6 protein-coding genes are annotated in these 3,689 nt (G+C 29.4%); all 6 read left to right on the top strand.

The features are described from left to right. Positions 1-23 precede the first annotated feature (23 nt). Positions 24-311: a 30S ribosomal protein S6 gene (gene rpsF / locus HUJ77_RS05510; protein WP_291707595.1), complete on the top strand. Its 288-nt coding sequence runs from the start codon at positions 24-26 to the stop codon at positions 309-311. A 14-nt stretch (positions 312-325) separates the two neighbouring features. Then, positions 326-781, top strand: coding sequence for a single-stranded DNA-binding protein (ssb, locus tag HUJ77_RS05505; protein ID WP_291707574.1), 456 nt, complete (start codon positions 326-328; stop codon positions 779-781). Between the two features lie 28 nt (positions 782-809). Further along, positions 810-1,052, top strand: a complete 243-nt coding sequence (gene rpsR / locus HUJ77_RS05500; RefSeq protein WP_291628887.1) for a 30S ribosomal protein S18 — start codon at positions 810-812, stop codon at positions 1,050-1,052. Between the two features lie 150 nt (positions 1,053-1,202). Then, positions 1,203-1,520 (top strand): MazG-like family protein, encoded by a 318-nt coding sequence (locus HUJ77_RS05495; RefSeq protein WP_291707573.1) that lies wholly within the window; start codon positions 1,203-1,205, stop codon positions 1,518-1,520. A gap of 4 nt (positions 1,521-1,524) precedes the next feature. Further along, a complete protein-coding gene (locus tag HUJ77_RS05490) occupies positions 1,525-3,492 on the top strand; it encodes a DHH family phosphoesterase (RefSeq protein ID WP_291707572.1) in 1,968 nt (655 codons plus the stop codon). Between the two features lies 1 nt (position 3,493). Then, positions 3,494-3,689, top strand: a 196-nt coding sequence (rplI, locus tag HUJ77_RS05485) for a 50S ribosomal protein L9 (RefSeq protein ID WP_291707571.1), incomplete at its 3' end; no start/stop codon positions are given.

The raw sequence follows: 3,689 nt of genomic DNA, 5'->3' as shown, positions 1-3,689 counted from the left end.
TAAGTCCAAAGGAGGTGAAAATGATGAGAAAGTACGAAACTATATTTATACTACACCCATCATTTGACGAGGAAGCTTGTAAGGCTGCAATCGAAAAATTTAAAGGTGTAATAGAAAATGGTGGAGGAACTATAGACAATGTTGACGTTTGGGGTAAGAGAAAGCTTGCTTACGAAATCGCAAAAGTTAACGAAGGTTTCTATACATTAATCAACTTCAATGCTGATTCAGAATTACCTAAAGAATTAGACAGAGTATTCAGAATTACTGATGGTGTTATAAGACACATAATAGTTAAACAAGAAGCGTAAGAGGTGATATTGTAATGAATAAAGTAATACTTATTGGAAGACTAACTAAAGATCCAGAGTTAAATTTTGCTGCTGGAAGTGGTACTGCAGTTACTAGATTTAGTTTAGCAGTAACAAGACCTTTCAAAAAGGATGAAACTGATTTTATCAACTGTATAGCTTTTGGTAAAACTGGTGAAACAATAGCACAATATCTTACAAAGGGCAGACAACTTGCTGTTACTGGAAGCATTAGAACTGGTAGTTATGATGCTAAGGATGGAACTAAGAGATATACAACTGATATAGTTGTAGATTCTTTTGAATTCATTGGATCAGGTAACAACGGTGGTGCTGGAAGAGACCAAGGTTCATATAATAATGGATTTGGTGCTTCAAATGGTTCTGATTATTCAAATTCATCAAATAATTTTGGTGGAAATTTCGAGGAAGATATGACTCCTGTAGATGATGGAGATATGCCTTTCTAAAAAAGTCTAAAAGAAGGAGGGAATTAGCATGAAAGATATGAAGAGATCTGGAAAAATGAGAAGATCTAAGAGAAAAGTTTGTGCTTTTTGCGTAGATAAAGCTGAAACAATAGATTATAAAGATATTACTAAGCTAAGAAAGTTCGTAACAGAAAGAGGTAAGATATTACCAAGAAGAATTTCTGGAACTTGCGCTAAGCACCAAAGAGAATTAACAAGTGCTATAAAGAGATCAAGAAACATAGCATTATTACCATTTACAACTGAGTAAAGTAATTAACCCCTGTTATTTCAGGGGTTTTTTGTTATACTAATACATATATGTTTTACAAAATATGTAAATAAATTTATAAGTTGTTGCATTAAAAGTCAAATATATTTAAAATATATATACAAGGGTATTATTATAGGGGTGAAGAGGTTGAAGAGAGATGATTTAAATATAATGGCCAATATTAAAATGATAGAAAAATTAAAAGCAAACCTTTTAAGTATAATAGCTGAATTTTATCATTTATTAACCAAAGGAAGTAATGTAGCTCAAGATGCTATTTTAAACTGCATATCTGGAGCTGTAATTATTTTATATGTATTAGCCCAAAAGCTTGGATATTCATGTAAGGATGTAGATGATGACATGAAGAAAAAATTACAAGCAGGAATTGCTGAAGAGCATGAGTATGAAAGTGATGGAAGGAGCCTAAGTAAACTTCAATTACATTTAAAGGAGCACCATTAATATTATGGAATGGAAAGAATTATATAAAAAGAGGTTTAAAAATATTAAACCTATAGTTACACCAATTCTCTTTGTAGCAGCTTGCATAGCATTATATTATATACAGAATATCTTTTTAGGAAGTTTTTTATTATTTATATTTATTATATTTACAATTAGTGAATACTTAAGTAAAGAAGAAGTAGAAAATAATACTGAAAAGATTAAGGAAACAATTTTAAAAGATATTGATAACAATATTTTTAATTTGATATTCCCACTAGCTATAATAAAAGAATCAGGAGAAATTTTCTGGTACAATAAGGAATTTAAAAAATTTACTCCAGAAGAAGAACCTTTAGGATTAAATTTAGTTAGTATAGCAAGAGGCTTAAATTTATCTAGATTATTTACCTGTGATAGAGATTTGCATCAAAAAATAAAGATATTAAATTCATTCTACAAGGTATATGCAAGTAAATTAGAAGATAATAACTTAGAAGAGAATTTATATATAGTTTACTTTAATGATATTAGCGGGAACAAAAATATTGAAAGCACTAAAGAAAGCATAATGATTATTGAAGTAGATAACTTATCTGAAGTATTAGAAACTACTATGGAAAGTGATAGGCCTATGCTAGTTGCAGAAGTGGAAAAAACTATAAATGCATATGCACAAAGACTTAAGGCTATGATAACTAAGTATGATTCTAACAAGTATATATTATCTATGCAAGATAAGTATATTGATGAAGAAATAAATAATAAATTTTCAATTCTAGAAGAAGTATCTGCAATAGATAGAGGAAATAAATATGAGGTTACTCTAAGTATTGGTGTAGGAAGAGGAGGAACCTGTCCTTTAGAAAATAACAATTTTGCAACTTCAGCAAAAGAGTTAGCTTTAGGACGAGGCGGAGACCAAGTTGTAATAAAGAATAATGAAAAAATTAAGTTCTTTGGAGGTAATTCAAGAGAAATAGAGAAGAGAACAAGAGTTAGAGCTAGAATTATTTCTCATACTTTAAAGGAATTAATATATGAAAGCAGCAATGTATTTATTATTGGACATAAAAATCCTGATATGGACTGTTTTGGATCATCTGTAGGATTATCAGCTATTGTTAGACAATTAGGAAAACCTTGTAATATAATATTAGGAAATGAAACAGCTGCAATAGATTATTTTCTATCAAAATTAAAAAAAGATTCAAAATATGATAATCTTTTTATCTCATTAGAAGATGCTAATGAGCAAATTAATGAAAAAACATTATTTATAATAGTAGATGTTCATAATTCAGGATATATACTAGATAAAGAAATACTAGATAAAGCCCCAAGAAAGATAATTATAGATCATCATAGAAGAAGTCCAGATATAGTTGAGGGCGCAATACTAAATTATATTGAAGTATATGCTTCATCAACATCTGAAATGGTAACAGAAGTAATTCAGTATATGGTACAAAAGCCTAATTTAACAAAGTTAGAAGCTGAAGGCTTACTTGCTGGAATATTTATGGATACTAAAGGATTTTCATTTAAAACTGGAGTAAGAACATTTGATGCAGCATCATTCTTAAGATCCTTAGGAGCAGATACTATAGAAGTTAAGAAGATGTTTATGGATAATCTTGAAGATTATTTAGTAATAGCAGATACAATAAAATCAGCAGAAGTTTTTGAAAATCTAGCTATAGCATTAGCACCAAAGGGAATTAAAAAGTCCTTTATGGCTGCAAGAGCAGCTGATGAATTATTAAATATATATGGAATCAATATATGTTTTGTATTAATTGAAATAAACAATAACATAATAATTAGCGGTAGATCTATAGGAGAATATAATGTTCAAGTAATACTTGAAGAATTAGGTGGTGGAGGCCATATGAATATGGCTGGAGCACAATTAAGTAATGTCTCAATAGATGAAGCTAAAAAAGTACTTAAAAAGGCAATAGAAAAACATTTGAAGGTTGGTGAATAACATGAAGGTAATATTATTACAAGATGTTAAAAAAGTAGGTAAAAAAGGTGATGTTGTAGAAGCATCAGATGGATATGCAAGAAACTTTTTATTTCCTAGGAAATTAGCAGAAGAAGCAACTAATGCTAACATGCACGTATTAAATGCCAAAAAGGAAAATGAAAGAAAGAAAAAATTAGCAGAATTAGAAGCAGCTC

The organism is Clostridium sp. (assembly GCF_021443865.1).
Taxonomy (GTDB): domain Bacteria; phylum Bacillota; class Clostridia; order Clostridiales; family Clostridiaceae; genus Clostridium.
This window is presented reverse-complemented; position numbering and strand designations above follow the sequence as displayed.

Bases quoted from the DNA above. Each gene is read 5' to 3' on its own strand.
- rpsF (WP_291707595.1), top strand. From the start codon at position 24: ATGAGAAAGTACGAAACTATATTTATACTACACCCATCATTTGACGAG.
- ssb (WP_291707574.1), top strand. From the start codon at position 326: ATGAATAAAGTAATACTTATTGGAAGACTAACTAAAGATCCAGAGTTA.
- rpsR (WP_291628887.1), top strand. From the start codon at position 810: ATGAAAGATATGAAGAGATCTGGAAAAATGAGAAGATCTAAGAGAAAA.
- HUJ77_RS05490 (WP_291707572.1), top strand. From the start codon at position 1,525: ATGGAATGGAAAGAATTATATAAAAAGAGGTTTAAAAATATTAAACCT.